The 1,039-nt window shown below is 59.5% G+C and carries 1 protein-coding gene; it reads right to left on the bottom strand.

Annotated elements, in window-relative coordinates; all coding sequences use genetic code 11:
• A partial coding sequence (locus tag J5224_RS29755) for a tripartite tricarboxylate transporter permease (RefSeq protein WP_264628661.1) occupies window positions 1–869 on the bottom strand: 869 nt, incomplete at its 3' end.
• Window positions 870–1,039 lie beyond the last annotated feature (170 nt).

Below are 1,039 nucleotides of genomic sequence, written 5' to 3'. Positions count from 1 at the left end.
TCCGGATCGCTGCCGCGCCGCTTTGCGTCGTTATAGGCCAGATAGCAAGACATGCTGCCGCCGGCACCCGGCAGTACGCCGACGATAATGCCAATCACCGAACTTCTCAGCCAAACGGGCAAGAAGCTGCGCCATTGCGCGAGTACCGATCCCTGTCGTTTGAGTTTCAGCAAGTGACCGGGCATGCCCGCGGTAATGGCCTGTTCCAGCATATGAATCAGAGGCGGGAACGCGAACAGCGCCGTCAACAACACCACCAGGTCCAGCCCTTCGGTCAATTCAAGAATACCAAAGGTGTAGCGCTCATCGCCGGTGGAAATATCCAGCCCGACGGTGCCGATCAGCAGACCGATGATGGCGGCAATGACACCCTTGATAAAATCATCACCGAGTAACGAGGTCACGGTAGCCAGCCCCAGCAGCGCCATCCAGAAATACTCCGCCGGACCAAACAGCAGGCTCATGGAGGCCAGGCCCGGCGCGAACAGAATCAGGGCCAGGGCAGAAAGTGCACTGCCGATCACCCCTGACGTGACCGCTACCTGTAACGCATAGGCTGCCTTTCCTTGCCGGGTCAGGGCGTAGCCATCCAGTACGGTAGCGACCGAGGCGGGTGTGCCGGGAATGCGTAGCAGAATGGCAGGAATGGCACCGCCATAGCTGCCGCCGTTATACATCCCGGCCATCATGCCGAGTGCAAACAGCGGATCGACGCCGAACGTCAAGGGGATCAGAATGGCGATACCGGTGGTGACCGTCAGGCCGGGCAACGCGCCTACAACCAATCCCGCTACGGTGCCCAGCACCACGGCAAATAAATTGGCCGGTGCAAACACGTGCGGTAATGCACTGAGCAGAGCGTCAATCATAGCAGGGGCTCCAGTAATGCGGTTAGCGCGCCTGAGGGCAGTGGGCGCTCAAGCAGCAGACGAAACACCACCAGAATAAAACAGAGCGTACCCAACACCACCGGCAGCGACAGACGCCAGTGGTGGTAACCGAACAGCCACGGTATTCCGAGGCCAAAAATTACGCTGGC

The organism is Candidatus Symbiopectobacterium sp. NZEC135 (assembly GCF_025962695.1).
This window is presented reverse-complemented; position numbering and strand designations above follow the sequence as displayed.